Source organism: Novosphingobium album (ex Liu et al. 2023), assembly GCF_029076845.1.
Lineage (GTDB): Bacteria > Pseudomonadota > Alphaproteobacteria > Sphingomonadales > Sphingomonadaceae > Novosphingobium.
Genome location: NZ_JARESE010000015.1, coordinates 1 through 21,499 on the forward strand (window position 1 = coordinate 1; position 21,499 = coordinate 21,499).

Genomic DNA, 21,499 nt, shown 5'->3' on the forward strand with positions numbered 1-21,499 from the left:
GCAAACAACCAGCATGAAGGAGCGAGACTCTACCTCTGAATGGTAACAATCAGGCGAGCACGTCACAGTTTGAAGTGCGGTGGATTGGATTGCTGCATCGCAGGGGATGCGCAAGACCCCATCCTTCGGAAGCGTGCAAATTGCAGTGGACAATGGTGGACGAAAGTAATAGCTTGGTTATTTTGTTAAAGTTTCAGGATGACGCGCGAGAGGACTCAAAACCTCCTAATTCTTCTCCAGTGAAGTGATTTATGAGGGTATGTTTCATAGAAATGAATTGACTTATATTTCTGAATAAATTTCTTGAACGAAACTTATAAGTTCTCTTCTGGCATCGCGCTGCCGCTCGGCCTTCCAGGTGCAGACAAAGGCGGCGACGCGGTTGTAGGATCCGTCATAGCCCAGCGCAACCAGATCGGCATGCATCTGCCTGGCCGTGCGGCGCTGCCTGCGCGATCGACCCGTCTCAATCCGCAGCCATGCCGACAGCTTCTCGGCGAACGGGTCCAGCTTGCTCGGCCGCTCGGGAACCCTGAACTTCGGCTCCACGGTGCCCGCGCGCAGGTACTTGCGGATCGTATTGCGCGACAGTCCGGTGCGTCGCTCAATCTCCCGGATCGGCTTCCTGCGCTGAAATGCCAGCGCCGGATTACGCTCAATAACGCCATGTCGATCACTCCTTGATCCCCCGACGCAAATGCCAGGGGGAAGCTCAGAACATGGGTCACTTCTCAGTGGAAACTTTGGAGCCTCCCGGGTCAGCTCTCAGCGGAAATCAACAAGCTAGGGTTCTACTGGCCATTGCTGGGTCGTTTGGTGATTGATAGTATCCTCAAGTGACTGATGCAAAAAGATAAACTGAAAGCGCTTCCACCCTGATCGCCGCCGGGAGTGGGTCAAAGACCTTTCAGAAAGCAACAATCGCCCCCTAAAGCCAATGACCTTCCAGCCGTTAACCAGCGGTTTTTCTTGCGAAAATGGTTTTGAGAAGGTGGTGCCGCAGAAGGGACTCGAACCCCCGACCCCAACATTACGAATGTCGTGCTCTACCAGCTGAGCTACTGCGGCGTGCCTTGGGCCTGGGCCCCGGACAGGGGGCGGCGTTTACCGGGGGTGGGCGGTTGGTGCAAGGGGCTTTGCGCATGGGCGAGGCGGGTAACCGCGTTGCCGCCTGGTGCGCGCGCGATATGGTGGCGGGGGGGCGTCATCGGGCGAAGCCGGGGGAGGGGACGGCGCATGGGCGAGGCGGGCGAATTCAGCCAGGTGCGCTATGAGATGCCGGTGCCGCTGGTCGCGCGGATCGTGCTGGCGCGGGGGGGCGATCGTTGCGGCCGACGATGCGCGGCTTCCCGACAACACCGGCTCCGACATGAGCGTGCCCGGCGTCGAGTTCTTCGCCCATCCGTTCGAGCCGGGCATGCGGCGGGCCAAGCAGTTCCTGTTCACCGACGGCTGGCTATCAGCCCATGCGGCGGCTGCGGCGGGCATGGTCAACGAAGTGGTGCCGCGTGCGGCGCTGGAGGCGCGTGCCCTCGAGCTGGCGGGGGAGATCGCGCGGACCGATCGCTCCACGCTCAAGCTCATCAAGGCTTCAGGATGCCATGGGTCGCCGCCAGGCGATGCAGATGGCCTTTGCCAATCACCAGATCGGAGGCTTGCAGAATATGCTGGTGCACGGCTTTCCGATCGACCTCTCGCGTTTGCCGGAAACCGTGCGCGCCCATCTGGAAGTCGTGCTGGCGCAGGCGCGCGCGACCGAGGGCCAGGACGGGTAGGGGGGTGTTCGTGCTCGTGAGGCGGCGTGGACAAATTCGGGTGCCACGCGATGCGGTGATTAGCAGTTCCTTACATTCACTCGTCGCCTCTGCTTTGAGACGGGGTTCCGCCGTTCTCGCTTCCCCGATCGGGAGAAAGGAGCTGGACCTGGGCTCAAGGCCGGGGTGACGGGAAAAAGAATGTGGACATGCTTTGGCTATCCCCGGAAGCCGGCCGTCCGCCTGCGTGGATTTCGTCCACGCCGCCTAAATCCCGAAGCGCAGCTTGATCGCGCGATAGCGTTCGAGCAGCATCGTGGCGCGTTCCTCCGGGCTCACCATCGCGGTGTCGGCGGGCAGATGGGCGAGCACGTCGGCGCGCTTGACCAGCCGGGTGCGGAAGGTCGCCGGGTTCTGGCTCATCAGGTTGCGATAGGTCAGATTGCCGTCGGAGAATCCTTGGGAATCCAGCCAGTTGTGCACGCCGGGATCGTCATGGGCGATGACCAGGCGCACGACCTTGTCCGCATCGACGACCGTGCGGGCCGGCGTGTAGCTGGTCGGGCGGTGGAGGAAATCCATCGAGCCGACGAAGACCCCGCCCATGCCGAAGATCCAGAAGCCATCGTGCCAGTCCATCTCGACGATCAGCGCCTCGTCGGGCTGGAGCCGCCAGATCATGTGCGCGGCCATGCGTCCGCGCCTGGTGTCGTCGGCGGTGTTGGCGGACTTGTCGGCGGGGAACTGGTTGCGCTGGTCGGGATCGCACACCCCGCGCGAGGTCAGCCAGGAATGCTCGGGCCAGTCGCGCATCAGGCCGGTCACGAAATCGCCGGCCCAGTCCATCGCCTCGATCATCCGGTCCGGGCCGGGCAGGGGGCGCGGGGTATCCATGCCGATACGCTCGATCGTGAGCGTGGTAGGCGTCTCGCCCCAGGTGTCGAAGGCTTCGCGGATGAATAGCTTGCGGCTGCCCGGCGTCGTCGGCAGCCAGTTGCCGGGGCGCTCCCCGCCGCCGATGAACAGTTCGAAATTCCCATCGGCATCGGTCTGGAGCTGATGGCCGAGGATGTTGCGCTCGGGAATGTCGCCGAACGGTTCGTGCAGGCTCGGCCAGTCGGTGCCGGGGATCGTCTGGGGCCGGGGGCCTTGCACGGTGAGGTTAAGCCAGCGCGCGGTGCCGCGCTTGCCGGTGAGGCGATAGCTGTGCTCGCCCGAGATCCACGCCTGCCGATAGGTGAAATCGGAGACGTCGCCGCCCAGCTTCATCGTCGGCGTGGTGAAGTAATGGATCTGCGGATAGGCCGCGTCCTTCGTTTCCAGCGCCAGGTCGAAGGCTTGCCCAAGGTTCTGCGTCAGGAAACGATAGGCATCGGCGCGATGGATCGGCGCGGGCGGATTGGCCTGCTTGAACGCTTTGTCGCCCGCGTCCCTGAGCCGGTCGCAGAAGCGGTCCCACCCGGCCTTGAGATCGTTGTCGGCAGGTCCGTCGCCATAGGCCATCGTCAGGCTCCCAGCCGTGTCAGCATGTTGGAAAGTGTTTCGGCGGCGCGCGAGGAGGCGGCGCGCACGCCTTCGGCCTCGATCCGCGGGCCGACCAGTTCAAGGTCGAACACGCCTTCGTAGCCGGCATCGAGCAGCCAGCCGATCTGGCGTTCCAGCGGGACGCAGCCGTCGCCCGGCACCGCGCGGCAGGGCGTGCTGCGATCGCCCAGCACATAGTCGCTCACCTGGACCAGCCCGGTCAGCGGCATGGCGCGGGCGAACTTTTCCCGAAGCCCGCCTTCGAACCAGCCCGCGCCCAGATCGATGCACACGCCGATCCCGGCCAGTTCGGCCAGGCGGATGGTATCGTCGATGGTGTGGGCGATATGGATGTCGGCATTGAAGCAGTTGGCGTTCTCGACCAGCAGCCGCACGCCGCGTGCGGCGGCCAGATCGCGGCAGGGCGCGATCAGTTCGGCGAGGCGCGTCGCCGCCGCTTCCCAGTCCAGCCCGCCGCGCCCGCCAGTGACGATGTAGAGCTGCGGCGCGCCCAGCGTGGCGGCCGCCTCGATCGCCTCGTTCAGCCGCAGCGCCGCCTCGCCCTCGTCCCGCTCGATGTCGGGGAAGCGGGCGAAGGGCTGGTTCAGCGTGGTCGCGCGCGGGCCGCCCGCCGCCAGCGCCGCCTGCGCCTCGGCCAGCACGCCTTCGCCCAGCAGGTGCGGGTTGACCATGGTCATATGGCCGATGCCCGTCGAACGGCAGAATTCGACGAAGGCGGTGGTGCCTTCGGCCACGAACCCCACCTGATGCAGGCAGACGCGCGCGTGCATGGCGCCCTAGTCCCGCTTCTCGATCGGCACGTCGAAGCGTTCGCGGAACGGGCGGAATTCCTCATAGAGCGCGTCAAGGTCATAACCCGCGTCGGTCAGCACCTTGGTCGAGTAATGGAACTTGCCATGCCGGTCGCCCTTGTTGTTGGCCAGGTAATCGCGCATCGCCGCTTCGGCCCGCGGCGTGTATTCGCGGCCGGCGAACGCGTAGTAGCCGCGCAGCGTGCCGATCGGATCAGCCACGAAGTCCCTATAACGCACATGGTGGATGCGCGGATCGTCGGTCAGCGGGTTCGCCATGGTATTGCCGATCGACCAGCGCACGCGTTCCAGGTGCATCCTGGCTTCGGCAACAAGGTCGATCTTGCCGACGATGCCTTCCATGATGTCGGCCATCATCATCGTCGAACTGGCCGCCACCATCACCGGATCGCGGTGCAGCCACACCAGCGTGGCGTCGGGATAGGCATCGAAGAATTCCTTGAGGCGCATGGTGTGGAAGCCCTTGAGTACCCAGTACTTCTTCGGCCGGTTGTACTGGAAGGCTTGCAGCATCGCCTTGTGGATGCGGTATTGCGCCGTCGGATCGGTCGGCAGGCCCATCGACAGGTTCTGCATCGGCACGCGCCACCAGGCGGTGGGCGTCATCACCCGGAAGTCGAAGGCCCAGGTCCGCTCATCCTCGGGCAAGCCATCGCCCAGCATGTCGTTGTAGGGGTGGCAATGCAGCCATTTCCACATTTTCGCATTGATCTCGCGCCATTCCTCGTCGGCCAGCGCGAGGCGCGGATCGATGCCCGCCACCGTGCCCGGCGGCGGCGAGGGGTGCATCACTTCCCAGAAGCGCAGCGCCCGCGCATCGGGATCGACCGACATCAGCGCGTGCATCAGCGTGGTGCCCGAACGCGGCTCGCCACTGGCGAACATCGGCCGCTCGATCACCTCGTCGGCCAGCGGATAGTCCTTGCGGTCCTGGAAGAACCGCAGCCGGTCGGTCAGCAGCCAGTGGATGTTCCGGGCCGCCGCCTCGCGCCCGGCCGCGTCCATCGGGATCGAATTGATATGCGCCACGGCCAGGCAAAAGCGTTCGGCAAAGCCGTCATCGGCCCAGTCGGACAGGCCGGTTTCGCCCTTCGCGCGATCGAGCAGGGCTGCGGCGTCCAGCTTGCCTTCGGCGATCGTCGCCATGCTCACCCCTCCACCAGCTTCTGGATCTCGTCCTCGGTCTCGCGGACCTTGGCGGCGGAATTGGCGCTGAAGCGGATGCCGCCCATCGCGCCATATTCCATCAGCTTGTAGACGCGCATCCCGGCATCGGCGAAGCCCTTGATCTTGGCGGCGACCTGTTTGGGCGTGCCGACCGGGAAGATATCGCGGATCATCCGCGTGTCGAGCTCCTCGCAGAACCGGATCATCCGTTCGCGCGTCAAGACGTGCGGATCGAAATCCATGATCCCGCGCCAGTTCGATCCCATCGGGTGCTGATAGCCGAACTGTTCGACATCCTTGGCATTGAGCATGGCGATGATCGACTTGACCATCGGCTGCTCCAGCATCTCGTCGATCTCGCCCTCGTCGCCGATCAGGCAGATCTGGGTGAGCGCGGGCGTGAAGCCCGCCATGTCGCGCCCCACCGCCTCGCCCGCGTCGGTGATGGTCTTGAGCTTGGCGGCATAGTCCTCGGGCGTGTAGGAGCCGGCCGGCCACCAGCCGTCGGCCTCGCGCCCGGTGATACCCAGCATACGCGGGCCGGCCGCGCCCATCCAGATCGGCGGCGCCTTGCCATCGTAGAATTCGGTATCCATCCGCGCGTGTTCGAGCTTGTAGAACTCGCCCTCGAAATCCACCGGGCCATCCGAATGCCACAGCAGCTTGATCACCTTGATCGATTCCTCCAGCCGGCTGACCGGCTTTCGGAAATCGAAGCCGTAAGGCACGGTGTTTTCCAGCTCGCCCGAGCCCAGGCCCAGGATGAAGCGGCCTTTCGACAGATGGCTGATGGTCAGCGCCGATTGCGCCAGCAGCGAGGGGTGGCGGCGCACCGTGTCGATCACCGTGGTGGCAAGCGGGGTGTTCTTCGTCAGCACGGCGGCGGCCGCGCTCACCGCCATGCCGTCCAGGTGGCGGTGCGGGCTGGGCGATGCCTTGGCCAGATCGGTGAATTCGGGCGTCCAGATCGAATCGGGCCAGAAGCTGACCATGTGATCGGGCAGCCAGATCGAATGGTAGCGGCCCGAATCGTATTCGCCGACCATGTCGATGCCCAAGGGCAGGGTGGTGCGCAGGAACGCCGCGGGTTGCACTTTCATCGCCGGTCCTCTTCCCGATGCGCCGGACATGCGGAAGGGCCGGCGCGCCATTGTCTGGGCCGCAGTAGTGCGGTAGTGGCGGGGGCAAGGTAATTCCCATTTGGGGATAGAGGATACGGGGTAGAGGATGCTTCGGGGCGAGGATGCTGCCCTGCTTCTGGAACCGCTGATCGCGGGCACGGTGGAAGACCCGCCGTGGGCCACGTTCCTGGCGCGCCTGCGCGCGCGGGTGGGGGGCGATTATGCCAGCATCGTGTTCCGGCCGCTGCCTTTCGGCACGCCCGAGGCGCGCGTGATCCACCTCTATTCCGGCCAGCCCTCGCCGCCCGGCGTTTCCAAGCATTATCGCGACAATCTCTATCGCCACGATCCGATGCCCTATCACCAGATGGCGGAAGGCCGGGTCTATGCGCTGGCCGAGTTGCTGCAGTTCGACGATCCCGATCATGTCGCCTTCCTGCGCGCGCTGCTGGTGCCGAGCGGGATGAACACGATGCGCATGATGCGCTTCGCCGAGCCGGGCGGGATCAGCGGCTGGGTGACGATCACGCGCACGCGGGGCGATTTCGCCGCCGAGGTGGATGCGTTGCTGGCCGATCTGGCGCCTTATCTCAGCGCCGCGCTGCGCGGCTTCGTCGCGCTGGAGCGGGAGCGGATGACCGCCGCCATCGCGACCGAGGCGGTGCGGCGGATGAGCTTTGGCTGGGTGACGCTGGACGAAAGTGGCCGCATCCTCGACGCCGATCTCAACGGCGCGGACCTGCTCGCCACGTCGGGCACGCTGGCGCGCGGCAAGGACGGACGGCTGACCGCGCGCGATCCCGATCTGCGGCGCGAGATCCTGGGCGCGATCCGCGCGCTGGCGGAAAATCCGCAGGCGCGCCCGCAAGCGATCGTGCTCAGCCGCGAGCCCTGGCTGGACCTGCTGCTGGTCCCTTCGGCGCAGCGCATGGGCACGACGCAGGCCACCCCGGCGATCGTCGCTTACGTCCATGCCGACAACTGGTCCTCGGCCGATCGCTGCGACCAGCTTGGCCAGTTGTTCGACCTGGCGCCCAGCGAGGCGCGGCTGGCGCTGGCGCTGAGCCGGGGCATGTCGATCACCGAGGCTGCGGGCGAGCTGGGGCTGACGGTCGAATCGGCGCGGACCTATTCGAAGCGGATCTATGCCAAGACCGGCGCGCGCGGGCAGGCGGACCTCGTGCGGTTCATCCACCGCAGCGTGCTGGCCATCGCGTGAGTACGCCGTGCGCGTGATTGGTATACTTTGCGCAGGTGATTTGACCACCTGTTCAGCAAAGACCATTGACAGCGCGGCCCCGGCAGGCCAGCGATTGGATACTTTTTGCAAGCCCCATAAGCCAATGGGGCGAATGACCGGGAGGATGGCAAGGCATGTCGAAAACGCTCGAAGGCAAAGTCGCGCTTGTGACCGGGGCATCCTCGGGGATCGGCGAGGCGGCGGCGCTGTGCCTGGCTGAAGCGGGCGCCACCGTGGCGATGTCGGCGCGCCGGGCCGAGCGCCTGGCGGGGCTCGTCGCCAGGATCGAGGAGCTGGGCGGCAAGGCGCTGGCGATCCCCGGCGACATGAGCGTGGAGGCCGACGCGCGCAAGGCCGTCGCCGAAACCGTCGCCGCGTTCGGGCGGATCGACATCCTGGTCAATTCGGCCGGAGTGATGCAGGCGGGCGGCATCGAGAACTGCGATACCGAGCTTTACCGCCAGGTGATGGACATCAACCTGATGGGCACGGTCTATACTTGCGCCGAAGCGGTGCCGCACATGCTGGAGCAGGGAGTGGGCGATATCATCACCATCTCCTCGCTGGCGGGCCGCAAGGGCGGGCCGATGACCAGCGCCTATTCCGCCAGCAAGCACGCGGTCAATTTCATGACCGACGGTATGCGCCAGGAACTGGGCGGGCGGAACATCCGCGTCTGCACGCTGATGCCCGGCGCGACCGAGACCGAGGTGGGCGACAGCATCAAGGACCCCAACTGGCGCACCGCGATCCAGCAGCACGTCAGCAAGGAAGGCGCGGTGAAGCCGCGCGACATCGGCGAGGCGATCGTTTTCATCCTGTCGATGCCGCGCCGGACGAACATCTCGGAAATCTCGATCCGTCCGACCATCGACACCACGGCCTGAACAAAGCCGACAGATACCAAGGGAGAAGACACAATGGCTGGAAGGCTGCAAGGCAAAGTCGCGGTGATTACCGGCGCCGCATCGGGCATGGGCAAGGCGATGGCCGAGCTGTTCAGTGCCGAGGGCGCCAGGTTGGTGCTCGCCGATATCTCGGGCAGGCAGGACGAAGTGGCCGCATCGCTCGGCACCGAGGCGGTGGGCGTGCAGTGCGACGTCTCCGACGAGGCGCAAGTGCAGGCGATGATCACCACCGCCGAGGACCGCTTCGGCCGGCTCGACGTGCTGTGCAACAATGCCGGCTTCGGCGGTCCGATGGCGCCGCTGCACACGCAGTGGGTCGAAACCTGGGACAAGGTCCACGCCACCAATCTCAAGGGCGCGTTCTTCGGCATGAAGCACGGCATCATCTCGATGCTCAAGACCGGCGGCGGTGCGATCGTGAACACGACATCGGCCTCGGCCGTGATCGGCTGGAAGCATCACGGCGTCTATGGCGCGGCCAAGGCGGGCGTGAACCAGCTCACCAAAGTCGCCGCGCTCGATTATTCGGACCAGAACATCCGCGTCAACGCGATCGCGCCGGGCACGATGTGGACGGGCCTGGTCGAAGCCTCGAAGACGCATGACACGCCGCCGGAAAGCTTTCCGGTGCTGGCGGGCATCCCGATGGGCCGCTGGGGTCTTGCGAAAGACATCGCCAATGCCGCGCTGTTCCTCGCGAGCGACGAGGCGGCTTATGTCACGGGCGTGATCCTGCCGGTCGATGGTGGCTACTGCATCGGCTTTTCGGGCATGGGCGCCGAGCGGCCGGGGATCGCCAGCGTCAACACCGACGGCACCTGATTGTCCGGCACGCGCCGAAGTTCTTGATTTGTTCCCGTGATGGCGGTAAGCGCGATTCGCAAAGCAGCCATCGCGGGAAACGAACATGCCGGCCACCGGACAATGCCACTGCGGCGCCATCCGCTTCGAGGTTTCGGGCGAGCCCGCCTATCATGCGATGTGCCATTGCACCGATTGCCGCCGGTCAAGCGGCGCGCCCGCGATTGCCTGGGCACTGTTCCCGCGCGATGCGGTGACGATCGGCGGTGAACCCAAAGCCTATGCCTCATCCGAGAACGCCCGCCGGCATTTCTGCGCGGAATGCGGCAGCGGCCTGTTCTACACCAACGAAACGGTCTTTCCCGGCATGATCGACGTACAGACCGCGACGCTGGACGATCCTGACGTCTTCCCGCTGCAGATCCATGTGCAAGTGGCCGAGCGGATCGGCTGGATGGAGCACGCGCACGCGCTTCCCCAGTTCGATCGCTATCCCGCCGGGGATTGACGCGCGATCGCGCGGCGGGATTCGTTACGCCGAACGGCCAATCCATGGCATAACCTTGCCGGAAACGTCAGGGAGGCAGCGGGCGTGACAGGGGCTATGACCGCGGGCGAGCCCGCACCGGCGGGGCCGGCGCCGGGCAAGGACCGGATCGAGGCGCTCGATGCGCTGCGCGGCTTCGCCCTGTTCGGCATCCTGCTGGCCAATCTCCCCTATTGGGCGGGCCTGCCTTTCGCGAGCCCCGAGGAACTGAAGGCGCTGGCGGGCCGGATCGATCTGCAGGCTTTCTCGGCCTTCTTCAACTTCGTGCTCGACGGCAAGTTCTACACGCTGTTCTCGCTGCTGTTCGGGCTCGGCTTCGCCTTGCAGCTCGATCGGCTGGAACGGCGCGGCGCGGATGGGCTGCGCATCTTCCGTCGGCGCATGGCGGCGCTGCTGCTGATCGGCTGCCTGCACATCTTCCTGATCTGGGATGGCGACATCCTGACGCTTTATGCCGCGCTGGGCTTCGCGTTGCCGCTGTTCCGGCGGACGAGCGACCGGGCCTTGCTGGTCTGGGCGCTGGCGTTCCTGTTCGGGGTGCCGGTAGCGGGCGTCGCCTTGTGCGCGGCGGCGGGGATCGAGCCGGGCGCGCCGCTTTTCGCGCTGGCCAGCGCGATCACCGCCGCGCAAGGCATCGATAATGCCAAGATCGCGCCGATCGCCTTCGTCGGGCACGGCGGCTGGCACGAATTCGTCGTCTGGCAGTCGACCGGCTGGGCCTACAACTACGGCGAGCGGCTCGATAACTGGCGCATCGCCAAAGTGCTGGGCACGATGCTGCTGGGGATGCTGGCCGGGCGCTACCTCCTGCGCGGGCAATTGCTGGAGAACCGGCGGCTGCTGTGGATCGTGCTGGTCGGCGGCCTCGTCATCGGCGTGCCGGCGAACCTGGCCTATGCGCATCTGCCGCCGCATTCGCAGGCATCGTGGTCCTCGCTGATCGGTACCGCGCCGCAAGGGCTGGCTTATGGCGCGGCGTTCCTGCTGGCCTGGCCCCATGCCCGCGCGGTGCTGGGCTTGCTCTCGCCGGTCGGGCGCATGGCGCTGACCAATTACCTGACGCAGTCGGTGGTGGGCGATCTGATCTTCTACGGGATCGGCCTGGGCATGATGGGGCGGATCGAGATCCTGTTCGTCTATGCCATCGCGCTGGTGCTCTATGCCGGGCAGATTCTCCTTTCCCGCTGGTGGCTGGCGCGTCGCCGGCAGGGCCCGATGGAAGCGCTCTGGCGGCGCATGACTTATGGCGCGCCTTCCGGCGAAGGGGCGCCGCTGGCGGCCTGATCCCGCGCGGCGTCACAGGCAAAAGAGTGGCGGCGACCCCAGGATTGGAGAAGGCCGACTGGCCGGGCCGCCGCCACAAGTCTTGCGAGTGATGTCGGACCGGAAAGGGAGACTTCGCGTTCGTTGAAAGCCACCCCCGAACGTCGCCCCTTCCGGCCCGTGTCCGGCTCGCTCGCGGGGTTCGCTTGCCGGACGACCTGCTTGTGGCGCAATCGCCGGCATCGCGCCGTGGGCTAGACCACACGCGCGATGTGATATTTCCCACATCGCGCGGGCGGGAATGCTCCTAATCGAGTGCGCGGCCGATCCCGGCCTGGCTGGCGCGCTGGATCAGCTCGACATCGCCCGCGGCGGCGCGCACGATCTCGGCCAGCCGGGTCACGTCCTCGACACTCAGCCTGCGGCCTTCGCTCACGGTGATGCCCTGCTTCTGCAGGTATTGCAGCTCGCGCGTCACCGCCTCGCGGTGAGTGCCGATCCGGTTGGCCAGCTCGACATGCGTGGGCGAAGGCGCGATCAGGGCGCTGTTGCCGGTGATCCCGGCATCAAGGCTGAGCCGCAGCAGCTCGCAATGCAGCCGGCTGCGCACGGCCAGCGCGTTCAGCTCGAACACCCGCTCGGTCATGCCGCGCATCAGCCGCACCAGCCGCTTGGTCAGCCAGTCGGCGCAGCGCGGATCGCCCAGCATCGCTTCCTTGAACGCCGCGCCGGGAATGCGCGCCAGCGTGGACTTGCTGGTGGCGGTGACGGTGGCCGAACGGGGCTGATCGTCAAGCGCGGCGAATTCCCCCACCAGATCGCCCGGCCCGGCATCGTTGAGGATGATCTCGCGGCCGTTGCGCGAAACCAGCTCGATCCGCAGCGATCCCTCGATCACCACGAAGACCTCGTTGGTCGCATCCTGGTGGCCCATGACGATCTGGCCCGATCGCAGCGTCGCCAGCCGGGCGTGCGGCAGCAGCGCTTCGCCGATCGGCGCCGGCAGCAGGCCGAGCAGCGCATCGAGACGGGCTGAACCTGACATCGCTTGCCTCCTAGCTTGCCGGCGCGGCTCCCGCGAGCGCCGGGTCCATCCACAGGTATTCGGTATAGTGGCCGATGCGCTGGCGCGTATCGACATAGCAGAAGCAGACCTTCGCCTGCGGGTCCGGCTCGGCCGGGAACAGGAACGCGAATTCGTCGCCGCTGGCGCGGACATCGTCAAGCAGGCGCGCCCAGTTGTCATAGCCGCCTTCCACCGCGATGGCGACGTGGTGGAAATTGAGGATATGGCCGCCCAGATCGACTTCGTCGGTATAGATCTCGGTCGCGCCGGCGACCGGCTGGATGATCTCGAACTGGTTGGCGCCGATATCTGCCATCGCCGCCTTTACCGAAAGCGTGCGCTTCTGGCCGAAGGACATGACCTCGATGGTCGATTCCGATCGGCGGAAGCCGGTGATGCCAAGCTGGTCGCGCGCGTGCGCGATCGCCGCGTCCATGTCGCGCGTGATGTAGCTCATCTGGAAGAGCTGGCCATAGCGATCGCCGATATGCATCGGATCACGACCTTACCGGAATCGCATGGCGTTCGATATAGTCCGCGAAGGCGGCATGGACGCCTTGCCGGGTCAGGCCATATTCCTCCAGCGAATAGTCGTGCTTGCCGTGCTTGCCCTTGGGGTTGGCGGCCAGGTAGGCGTCCATCGCGGCTAGCGCCCGCGGCGTGAGCGGTTCGTCGAAACGCTGGTAGATGCGCCGCACCTCGGTGATGGGATCGCGCATCACATCGGCATATTGCACGTCCAGGATCGCGTCCTGCCCGTGCTTGTCGCGGAACGCCTGCTGCCGGTCGATCATCAGGCGGAAGGTCTCGACAAAGGTCTCGCCGATGCGGTGGAGATCGACCTTGTCGGAATAGACCTGCCGCACATGCTTGATCAGGCTGCCGATCGAGCCGAGCACTTCGGCCGGATCGCGATGCGTCATCACCAGTTGCGCGTCGGGATAGATTTCGGTCAGTGCGTCAAGGAACAGCGGGTGCCAGGGGTTCTTCAGCGTCCAGCGGCCCGGCGCTTCGGCCTGGAGAAGCTGGAGCAGGCGCTTGTGATAGCGGAAAGCGGGCCGGTAATCCGCCCGGTGCAGGAACCAGTCGCGATAGCTCGGGATATCGGCCTGCGCCTCATAGACTTGCGCACAGAACGAAGGCGCCATGGCGAACTGGCATTCGGTGGGGCTGTCCGCGTCTTCATAGTGGATCGCGGCGATCTGCGGCATGAACTTGAGCGCCATCTGCGTCTTGTCCTGCATGGCCTGGTATCGCGGCCCGGCGTGCAGTTCCCCGGGGCGGGGCGGCGGCACCGGATCATAGGCCTCCCAGCGCAGGAACGATCGCCGCGCCGGGTCCGCGTGCAGCAGGTTGATCAGCAGGGTCGTGCCGGTGCGCGGCAGGCCGAAGACGAACAGCGGCTTTTCCACCGGCCGTTCCAACAGCTCGGGATGGCGCGATAGCCAGTCTTCCACTTTCATCCGGTTGGCCATCTGGGTGACGAGATCGGCGTTGGCCATCTCCAGGCCGCGTGCGGTGAAATGGGCTTCCTCCCCATAGGCCCGGCACAGCAGTTCCAGCCCTTCGCGGATCGCCGGATCGCCGATATCGGTCAGCCCCGTCTGCCTGCTGGCCGCTTCGATCACGTCGTCGGCAGTCATCCCATCACCCCCCATCGCTTGTTCGTTCGTCCGATTGGTCATGAATGGGGGACTCTGCGATTGCAAGGCGTGCCCCGGTTATGCAACCTGCCGGCGAAAAGGGACTGTACCGACGGGAGCGGCTGAAAACATGGAATTGAGCGAGGCAAGGCACGCCTTCATCACGGGCGGGGCCAGCGGGCTGGGTCTTGGTATCGCGCAAGCGATGGCCCGGCGGGGAATCGCGGTAACGATTGCCGACATCAACGAAGAAGCATTGGCCGAAGTGATCGCCGCGAACGATGATCGCTGGCACGGCGCCCTGCTCGACACGCGTGACCGCGAAGGCTGGAAGCGCGTGAAGGCCGGGGCCGAGGCCGCGTTCGGCCCGGTCGACATCCTGGTCAACAATGCCGGCATCGCGCCCAATGGCCAGCAGTTCGCCGACATGGACCCGGAAAGCTTCGATCGCATCATCGCCATCAACCTTGTCGGCATCGCCAACGGCGTCTTCGCCTTCGCCGCCGAAATGCGCGATCGCGGGCGCGGCCATATCGTCAACACCTCGTCGCAGGCCGGGCTGACCGCCAGCGTGCCGGGCGTCGGCGCCTATGCCGTGGCCAAGTTCGGCGTCACCGCGCTCAGCGAAGGGCTGCGCAAGGAACTGGCGCCGCACGGCGTGGGCGTCTCGGCGCTGTGCCCGGGCTATGTCACCACCAACCTGGCGCAGAACACCGTGCGCATTGGCGGGCAAGTGCGCCAGTCGCCGATGGCGATCCCGCAATCGGCGATCACGCCCGGGCAAGTGGGCGAGATGGTTGCCGAAGGCATCGCGCGCAACGATGCCTATATCATCACCCATCCCGATGCCTGGCCTTCGGTGGAGAAGCGCATGAATGCCATCCATGCCGCCTGCCTCGCGCGCGAAACCGCATGACCGCCACCAGCGAAACCATCGCGGCGAAAGCTGCGATCGCCGATCTGATCCACCAGTACGCCCGGCTGGTCCGCCGCGACCAGCCCGAGGGGCTGGGGGCGCTGTTCGCCCCCGGCGGCACGTTCGAAGTGCGCGAGGGGCATCCCTCGCTGCCCGAATTCCGCCTGCGCAGCCGGTTCGAAAGCCCGGAGGATCTTGTCGCCTATCTGGAGCAGGGGAAGGGCAAGCCGCATCCGGTGCCGCTGATCCACAACCTGATGATCGCGATCGAGGGCGATACCGCGACGGCCGATTGCGTGATGGAAGCGCAGATCCACGGCACCGTGCACAAGGTCTTCGGCGAATATCACGACAGCTTCGTCAAGGTGGATGGCGCGTGGCGCTTCAGCGCGCGGATCTACACGATGTTCACCAGCTGAGCGGGCGGGGGGCGGACGATCCATGGCGGTTCCGGTGATCACCAGGGCGCTGGGCTTCTGGTCGGCCGCCGGCTGCGCGGTGCTGGGCCTGCTTTATGTCGGGTTGCAGCTTTGCGAGTGGCTGGGCGTGCTCGGCTCGGCTGGCGGCCCGCGAAGCGCCAGCACCGCCTCCGGGCTGGTGCTGATCCTCACCCCGTCGCTGCTGCTGGGTTCGGCCTTCATCGCCACGATGGCCGCGCTGCACGAGGCGGCACCGGCCAGCCGCAAGGCCCTGACGCTGGCCGCGCTCGCTTTCGCGATTGCCTATGCGACGCTCACCGGCATGGTCTATTTCGTCCAGCTCACGCTGGTCGTGCCGCGCATGGCCGCGCATGACACGGGCGATATCGGCCTGCTGCTGTTCGTGCCTTACCGCTCGTTCCTCTTCGCCGTCGATCTGCTGGGCTACAGCTTCATGAGCCTGGCCACGCTGTTTGGCGCGTTCGGCCTGCCGGCCGCCCGTTTCGCGCGGCCGGCCCGGCTGGCGATGATCGCCAACGGGGCGCTGCTGCCATTCCTGGCGCTGCAGATGTACGTCCCCGCGCTCATCTGGCCCGCCGCCGCCTGGGCCGTGACGTTCCCCGCCGCGATGGTGCTGCTCGCGCGGCTGTTCCGCGCCTTGCCGTCAGGGCTGAATGGCGAGCGGCCCTAGCCGCGTTCCTCCACCGTCACGCCGCCGAACATCATGCTTTCGGCCGGCGACTTGATGATGTCGATCGGGAAGACCCGGGGCACCGCGCTCACTTCGTCGAGCCGGGCGAGGTGCGCGTCGTCAAGGGTGATCGCCAGCGCGCCGAGATTGTCGTCAAGCTGCGCGGGCGTGCGCGCGCCGAGCACCGGGGCGGCGACGCCGGGCCGGGTCAGCAGCCAGGCCAGCGCGACTTGCGCCGGGGTGCAGCCCACTTCGCCCGCCACCGCGCGCACGACGTCGGCGATGGCGAGGCTCTTTTCGTTGAGCCGCCCGGTCATCACGTTCTGCCCCTTGCGCGAGCCGATGTCGGCCTCGCCGGCCAGGTCCGCGCGCGTGTACTTGCCGGTCAGCACGCCGCCGCCCAGCGGCGACCACGGGCACACGCCCAGCCCCATCTCGCGCGCCATCGGCACCAGTTCGCGCTCCACGGTGCGTTCGGCCAGGCTGTAGGAGATCTGCAAGGCGCAGAACTGGCTCCAGCCGCGCAGCTCGGCGATCGCCTGCATCCGGCTGGCCTGCCATGCGGGCGTATCCGACAACGCGATGTAGAGCACTTTGCCCGATCGCACGAGATCGTCGAACGCGCGCAGGATCTCGTCCACCGGCGTCCTGAAATCCCACATGTGTAGGTAGAGCAGGTCGATATAGTCGGTGCCCAGGCGCTTGAGGCTGGCCTCGACCGAGCGGACCATGTTCTTGCGCGAATTGCCCGCCGCGTTGGGATCGCCCGGCCGCGTGGTCAGCGAATACTTGGTCGAGATTACGATCCGCTCGCGCCGGTCGCCCAGCAGCTTGCCCAGCAGCGTTTCGGAGCCGCCCATCTGGCCATAGAAATTGGCCGTGTCGATGAAGTTGCCGCCCCGGTCGATGTAGCTATCGACCATCCGGGCCGCTTCCTCGTCGGTCGAGCCCCAGGCGCCCGGGCCGACGCCGAACGTCATCGCGCCAAGGCATAGCGGCGAGACGCGCAGCCCCGATCGTCCCAGCAGTCGGTAGTGGTCAAGTTGCGTCGCCATCGTCTCTCTCCCTCAGGTCCATCGTGCTTCTGGCGCGGGCGAAGCCGCCCGTCGACATGCGCGTGAATTGCTCGGCGGTATGGTCAAGATCGGCCTGCCCGCCGCCGAAATGCCGGTCGAGCGCGATCGCGAAGAGCATACCGAAATTGGCCAGGCCGACGAAATCGAGATCGAGCCCCTCGCGCGCCAGCCCGTCGAGGATTTCGCCGCGCGCGTGGATCAGCGGCGCGATGTGCTCGCGATAGAGCTTTCCCCCAAGCTCGGGGTCGCTGAACAGCGCGGCGGTGAACAGCGGGAAGATATCAACCATGTCGCCGACATGACGCTGTGCCGAAGCGCGGGCGAGGGCGGCCATCTCGTCCGCCGTCGTGGCGGTCTCGTAGATCTCCTTGCGTTCATGCATACCGCGCATCGCGTCGATCAGCGGCTGGACCACCGCTTCCTGGAACAGCGCTTCCTTGGAGGGGAAGTGCTCGAAGATCGTCGCCTGGTTGACCGAGGCGGCACGGGCGATGTCGCGCGTGCGCGCGCCTTTCAGGTTGGCTTCGGCGAAGACCTGCTGCGCGGCGGCGATGATCTGTTTGCGCCGCTCTGCCGCCGGCATGTAGGTGCGCCGCCGCCGGGGCGCGGTTTCGGCGTGCTTTCCTGCGGTCTTGCTCGTCGATGCCACGCGTCGCGGTTTCCTCTTCCCAGGCCGCGATCAGCGCTAGCAATTGCCTCGGAGAGAAACAACCAACCATTTGGTTGCTTTCGCTTGTCCCCATGCGCATGCTGCGATTCGATGGCCGGCGAGAGACTGGCGAAAGGGCATGGAGAGAGAAGGCATGGCGACTGTCGCACCCCCCAACGATACGGCGATCGAGCGTGAGGCCGAAGCCTGGATGCACGATCCCTACGACCACTTCGGCTACCACAACACCCGCATCCACACGCTCCCGTGCGAGGAAGTGGAAGCGGTGCAGCTGGCGGCGATGAACCGGCGGCTGGCGGAGCGGCGCGGCCAGATCAAGACGCTGGAAAAGCTGGCGGACGGCCAGAACATAACCGCGCTGGCCACGCTGGACGACATGGCGCCGCTGCTGATGCCGCATGACATCTACAAGTCCTATCCGGTCTCGCTCCTGGCCAAGCAGCGGTTCGACCAGATCACCACCTGGCTCTCGCGCCTCACCCGCTACGACGTTTCGGGTGTGGACGTGTCCGATTGCGATTCGATCGATTCCTGGCTGGTGCGGCTGCGCGAGGAGACCCCGCTGGATGTCGCCACCTCATCGGGCTCCAGCGGCACCTGCTCGTTCTTCCCCAAGTCGAAGCGCGATTACATGACCTCGGTGATGGGAATGCGCGTGCAGCTGGCGCAGAAATTCGGCGAGCATCCCCGGCCGGGCGACCTTGCGGACAAGATCCACGCGATCATCCCGCTCTATCGCGACGGCCATGCCTCCACCGGGGCGTTCGCCAAGTATTTCGGCAAGATCTTCGCGCACGACGATCCCGATTACTGGCACACCTGCTTCAACTTCAAGATCAGCTCGGACCTGATGTGGCTGGCCGCCCGCCTGCGCGCTGCCACGGCCAAGGGCGATGCCTCGAAGGTGGACGTGCCGCCCTCGCTGCTCGCCCGCCGCGCCGAGTGGGAGCAGGCGCAGAAGGACATGCCCGCCCAGCAGCTCGAATTCGTCAACCGCATGATCCATGAGCTGAAAGGCCAGCGCGTCTTCGTCATGGGCACCTCGAACCTGCTCTACGCTGCCGCCAAACGCGGGTTGGACGAAGGGCTCTCTGGCGTGTTCGCGCCGGATTCGGTGTTCATGGGCGGCGGCGGCGCCAAGGGCGTGCCGCTGCCCGACGATCTGGAAGAGGTCGTCTGCCGGTTCTTCAACTGCGAGCGCATGATCTCGGCCTATGGCATGACCGAGATGAACAGCTTCTCGGTGCTGTGCGACCACGATCGCTACCACGTCCTGCCGTGGGTCACCGTGTTCCTGCTCGATCTGGAGACCGGCCAGCCGCTGCCGCGCCACGGCGCGCAGACCGGCCGCGCCGCCTTCTTCGACATGACGCAGGATTCGACCTGGGGCGGCATCGTCACCGGCGATCTCGTCACGGTGGACTGGGACCGCCCGTGCGAATGCGGCCGCACTTCGGTAGCGCTGGAAAAGAAGATCAACCGTGTGAGCGAGCTTCAGGGCGGGGACGACAAGATCTCCTGTGCCGCCACCCCCGCCGCGCAGGCGGAAGCCATGGATTTCCTCACCGGCTTCGGAGGATAAGCAAGATGAGCCCCAAGCGACCCATTTCCTATGCCGTGCTGCGCGGCAAGGTGATCGAGACCGACCTGATCGAATTCGGCGGCCGGGGCGGGGACATCACGTTCCTCGCGCCCGATCCGCGACTGATCGCCGACCAGATCCCGCTCGCCAGCCCTCGGCTGATGGAGGATCTCTACGAACTCTCGTTTGAGGACATCCTCGATTACCTGGCCGAGCTCGGCGAGCGGCTGCACCTGAAGGACAACGCCTATCTTCAGGAAGCGCTCGAATACTCTTACGCCACCGCGCCCACGACCAAGCCGATCATGGACGGCTTCTTCCACGACATGCCGTTCATGTTCGACAAGGAGCGCATTCGCGGCATGGTCGATTTCAACATCGGCATCGATTATCTCGAAGGCTGGGTGGAAAAGGCGATCAACGGATCGAAAGTGGGCATCCGCGCCTATGGCGCCCGCACGCTGCACATCGTCGCCGGCAATGGCCCGGTGCTGGGGGCGCTGACGGTGCTGCGCGGCGCGGTGACGCGGGGCGACACGATCGTGAAGGTGCCGTCGAACGATCCGTTCACCACTGGCGCGATCGCGCGGACCATGGTGGACATGGCGCCCGATCATCCGATCACCCGGCATCTGGCGGTCGCGTACTGGCGCGGCGGCGACGAGGCGCTCGAAAGCCGCCTCTACCAGCCGCACAACATCGAGAAGATCTGCGCCTGGGGCGGTTTCGCCTCGGTCAAGCACGTCACCAGGTATATCCAGCCGGGGATCGAGCTGATCAGCCTCGATCCCAAGCGCTCGGCCTCGATCGTCGGCGGCGAGGCGCTCGATACGCCCGAGCTGATGGACGAGGCGGCGAACCGCATCGCCACCGACGTCGCCACCGGCAACCAGACCGCCTGCGCCGCCTGTCGCATGGTCTATGTGATGTGTGGCACCGACGGGGAAGGCGTCGAAAAGCTCAAGCGACTCGGGCGCATGACTTATGACGCGATGATGCGCTTGCCCCAGGCGCTGACCACCAAGCCCAAGCGCTATGACCGCGACCTCAAGAGCCAGGTCGATATGCTGCGCTTGTCCGACGATTTCTACACCGTGATCGGCGGCGAGGATGACGAAGGCGCGGTGATCGTCTCGCACACATCGGATCGCGTTGATTTCTGGGAATATCTGGCCGATCGCACGGTCAACCTGATCCCGGTCGAAACGCTCGACGAAGTGCTCGACGTGGTCGATGCCTATACCCAGACGGTCGGCGTGTTCCCCGAATCCTTGCGCGAAATTGTGCGCCACCGTGGCGCTTTGCATGGCGGCCAGCGCTTTGTTGCGCTAGGATATGCCTTCAACGGCCCCGGACTCGTCGGCCCTCAGGACGGCATCGAGCCCATGCGCCGGATCGTGAAGTGGATCATTTCCGAAGAGCCGCTGCCCGGCAGGAAGCCGTTCTGGGAATGCACTGACGAGGAGATCAAGGTCGTCGCGTGATCCTCGCGCCGGCCTGGGCGGGTCGGGGAGGATCGAGGCGCATAAGCGCCTCGGCACAATAAGGGGCCTGCCGCGCGCAGGCCCCGATTTTGTCGGACAGCCGCGCCCGGCGCCGCTTCAGCGCTCCCCATCGGCGGGCCCGGCCGAGTTTTGCTTCGGGCTTTGCTCGACCACGGCCTTCACCGCGCCGGCGAACCAGTCGGTGAGATGCTGCTGCTCGCGCGGGGAAAGCGCGGCGAGCGGGAGCTGGCGCAAATAGAACACCAGCCCCGTCGCCAGCATCGCGATCTCCAGCGCGCGGGCGCGGCCATCGGGCGCGCCCAGCCATGCGGCCACCGGAGTGATGCTCATTTCCTCGAAGACCCGCGCCGCGATCGCGGCGGCTTCCGGGTCGCCGGAGGCGAGCGCGATCATCAGCGGCGGACGGATGGTGTTGGCCGGATCGAGCAGGGCCTTGGCCAGATCCTCGCCCAGCCGCTCGCGCGGGCCGGCGATCGCGATCGAGACCGGCATCGCCGCGCGCAACGCCGCCTCGAACAGCCCGGCCTTCGATCCGAAATAGCGCAGCAGCAGCGTGGAACTGGTTCCGGCCATCGCGGCGATCTCGCGAATGCCGGTATGCGAGTAGCCGGTCTCGGAAAAGGCACGCTGCGCCGCATCGAGAATCCGCGCCCGCGTGGCTTCGGCATCCCGTCTGCGCGGATGGATGGGCCTGATAGTCACGGATTTTCTTAGGCGCAGGACCGTTCCCGACGCAAGGGGCGCGGCACTGGCAGTCTCGCGCGCCCTCTTGC

At 66.0% G+C, this 21,499-nt stretch carries 21 protein-coding genes, 1 tRNA gene and 1 pseudogene; 11 read left to right on the top strand and 12 right to left on the bottom strand.

Annotated features, from left to right (window positions below; translation table 11 throughout):
• Positions 1-339 precede the first annotated feature (339 nt).
• Positions 340-668, bottom strand: a pseudogene (locus PYV00_RS05115) (IS21 family transposase); the annotation flags it as partial.
• Positions 669-992: 324 nt separating this feature from the next.
• Positions 993-1,068: transfer RNA gene (locus tag PYV00_RS05120), tRNA-Thr, on the bottom strand.
• Positions 1,069-1,601: 533 nt separating this feature from the next.
• Here PYV00_RS05120 and PYV00_RS05125 point away from each other — a divergent pair.
• Positions 1,602-1,775 (top strand): hypothetical protein, encoded by a 174-nt coding sequence (locus tag PYV00_RS05125; RefSeq protein WP_275227196.1) that lies wholly within the window; start codon positions 1,602-1,604, stop codon positions 1,773-1,775.
• A 246-nt stretch (positions 1,776-2,021) separates the two neighbouring features.
• On the opposite strand, the gene PYV00_RS05130 is transcribed toward PYV00_RS05125, so the two are convergent.
• Genes PYV00_RS05130 through PYV00_RS05145 form a run of 4 tightly spaced genes read right to left on the bottom strand, consistent with a single transcriptional unit; the run spans position 2,022 to position 6,378 of the window.
• A complete protein-coding gene (locus PYV00_RS05130) occupies positions 2,022-3,257 on the bottom strand; it encodes a hypothetical protein (RefSeq protein WP_275227197.1) in 1,236 nt (411 codons plus the stop codon).
• Positions 3,258-3,259: 2 nt separating this feature from the next.
• Entirely contained in the window at positions 3,260-4,069 is an 810-nt protein-coding gene (locus PYV00_RS05135; protein ID WP_275227198.1) for a sugar phosphate isomerase/epimerase family protein, read from the bottom strand.
• A 6-nt stretch (positions 4,070-4,075) separates the two neighbouring features.
• Positions 4,076-5,257 carry a sulfotransferase family protein gene (locus tag PYV00_RS05140; protein ID WP_275227199.1) on the bottom strand — a complete coding sequence of 394 codons (1,182 nt, stop codon included), beginning with the start codon at positions 5,255-5,257 and terminating at the stop codon, positions 4,076-4,078.
• A gap of 2 nt (positions 5,258-5,259) precedes the next feature.
• Positions 5,260-6,378 (bottom strand): LLM class flavin-dependent oxidoreductase, encoded by a 1,119-nt coding sequence (locus tag PYV00_RS05145; protein ID WP_275227200.1) that lies wholly within the window; start codon positions 6,376-6,378, stop codon positions 5,260-5,262.
• Between the two features lie 127 nt (positions 6,379-6,505).
• Between PYV00_RS05145 and PYV00_RS05150 the strand changes: the two genes are divergently transcribed.
• The 5 genes from PYV00_RS05150 (at position 6,506) to PYV00_RS05170 (ending at position 11,179) form a co-directional block, all read left to right on the top strand.
• Positions 6,506-7,618, top strand: a complete 1,113-nt coding sequence (locus PYV00_RS05150; RefSeq protein ID WP_275227201.1) for a helix-turn-helix transcriptional regulator — start codon at positions 6,506-6,508, stop codon at positions 7,616-7,618.
• 155 nt (positions 7,619-7,773) lie between these two features.
• Positions 7,774-8,526 carry an SDR family oxidoreductase gene (locus tag PYV00_RS05155; RefSeq protein WP_275227202.1) on the top strand — a complete coding sequence of 251 codons (753 nt, stop codon included), beginning with the start codon at positions 7,774-7,776 and terminating at the stop codon, positions 8,524-8,526.
• A gap of 33 nt (positions 8,527-8,559) precedes the next feature.
• On the top strand, positions 8,560-9,369 hold the full coding sequence (locus PYV00_RS05160; protein ID WP_275227203.1) for an SDR family NAD(P)-dependent oxidoreductase: 810 nt from the start codon (positions 8,560-8,562) through the stop codon (positions 9,367-9,369).
• Positions 9,370-9,454: 85 nt separating this feature from the next.
• A complete protein-coding gene (locus PYV00_RS05165) occupies positions 9,455-9,856 on the top strand; it encodes a GFA family protein (RefSeq protein WP_275227204.1) in 402 nt (133 codons plus the stop codon).
• 84 nt (positions 9,857-9,940) lie between these two features.
• A complete protein-coding gene (locus PYV00_RS05170) occupies positions 9,941-11,179 on the top strand; it encodes a DUF418 domain-containing protein (RefSeq protein ID WP_275227205.1) in 1,239 nt (412 codons plus the stop codon).
• A gap of 286 nt (positions 11,180-11,465) precedes the next feature.
• Here the strand turns inward: PYV00_RS05170 and PYV00_RS05175 are convergent, their stop codons facing one another.
• From PYV00_RS05175 to PYV00_RS05185, 3 genes are read right to left on the bottom strand one after another with little or no spacing between them, the layout of a single operon-like run.
• Positions 11,466-12,203 (bottom strand): Crp/Fnr family transcriptional regulator, encoded by a 738-nt coding sequence (locus PYV00_RS05175; protein WP_275227206.1) that lies wholly within the window; start codon positions 12,201-12,203, stop codon positions 11,466-11,468.
• Positions 12,204-12,213: 10 nt separating this feature from the next.
• Positions 12,214-12,717, bottom strand: coding sequence for a VOC family protein (locus PYV00_RS05180; RefSeq protein WP_275227207.1), 504 nt, complete (start codon positions 12,715-12,717; stop codon positions 12,214-12,216).
• Positions 12,718-12,721: 4 nt separating this feature from the next.
• The gene (locus PYV00_RS05185) at positions 12,722-13,909 is read right to left on the bottom strand and encodes a sulfotransferase family protein (protein WP_275227208.1); all 1,188 of its coding nucleotides are present in this window, start codon (positions 13,907-13,909) and stop codon (positions 12,722-12,724) included.
• 88 nt (positions 13,910-13,997) lie between these two features.
• Here PYV00_RS05185 and PYV00_RS05190 point away from each other — a divergent pair, with 88 nt between their 5' ends.
• The 3 genes from PYV00_RS05190 to PYV00_RS05200 are packed head-to-tail and all read left to right on the top strand — an operon-like array spanning position 13,998 to position 15,893.
• Positions 13,998-14,783 carry an SDR family oxidoreductase gene (locus PYV00_RS05190; protein ID WP_275227209.1) on the top strand — a complete coding sequence of 262 codons (786 nt, stop codon included), beginning with the start codon at positions 13,998-14,000 and terminating at the stop codon, positions 14,781-14,783.
• Positions 14,780-15,202 (top strand): nuclear transport factor 2 family protein, encoded by a 423-nt coding sequence (locus tag PYV00_RS05195; protein WP_275227210.1) that lies wholly within the window; start codon positions 14,780-14,782, stop codon positions 15,200-15,202. Before PYV00_RS05190 ends, PYV00_RS05195 begins: the two co-directional genes overlap by 4 nt.
• A 22-nt stretch (positions 15,203-15,224) precedes the next feature.
• Complete coding sequence (locus PYV00_RS05200; RefSeq protein WP_275227211.1) at positions 15,225-15,893, top strand: hypothetical protein; 669 nt, start codon at positions 15,225-15,227, stop codon at positions 15,891-15,893.
• Here PYV00_RS05200 and PYV00_RS05205 read toward each other — a convergent pair.
• Both PYV00_RS05205 and PYV00_RS05210 read right to left on the bottom strand, forming a co-directional pair.
• Positions 15,890-16,948: an aldo/keto reductase gene (locus tag PYV00_RS05205; protein ID WP_275227212.1), complete on the bottom strand. Its 1,059-nt coding sequence runs from the start codon at positions 16,946-16,948 to the stop codon at positions 15,890-15,892. The genes PYV00_RS05200 and PYV00_RS05205 overlap by 4 nt on opposite strands.
• The gene (locus tag PYV00_RS05210; RefSeq protein ID WP_275227213.1) at positions 16,932-17,618 is read right to left on the bottom strand and encodes a TetR/AcrR family transcriptional regulator; all 687 of its coding nucleotides are present in this window, start codon (positions 17,616-17,618) and stop codon (positions 16,932-16,934) included. Before PYV00_RS05210 ends, PYV00_RS05205 begins: the two co-directional genes overlap by 17 nt.
• A 154-nt stretch (positions 17,619-17,772) precedes the next feature.
• Here PYV00_RS05210 and PYV00_RS05215 point away from each other — a divergent pair, with 154 nt between their 5' ends.
• Together PYV00_RS05215 and PYV00_RS05220 are read left to right on the top strand one after the other, a co-directional pair.
• Entirely contained in the window at positions 17,773-19,221 is a 1,449-nt protein-coding gene (locus PYV00_RS05215; RefSeq protein WP_275227214.1) for a hypothetical protein, read from the top strand.
• A 5-nt stretch (positions 19,222-19,226) separates the two neighbouring features.
• Entirely contained in the window at positions 19,227-20,705 is a 1,479-nt protein-coding gene (locus PYV00_RS05220; protein WP_275227215.1) for an acyl-CoA reductase, read from the top strand.
• A 117-nt stretch (positions 20,706-20,822) separates the two neighbouring features.
• On the opposite strand, the gene PYV00_RS05225 is transcribed toward PYV00_RS05220, so the two are convergent.
• Positions 20,823-21,428, bottom strand: a complete 606-nt coding sequence (locus PYV00_RS05225; RefSeq protein ID WP_275227216.1) for a TetR/AcrR family transcriptional regulator — start codon at positions 21,426-21,428, stop codon at positions 20,823-20,825.
• Positions 21,429-21,499: the final 71 nt, after the last annotated feature.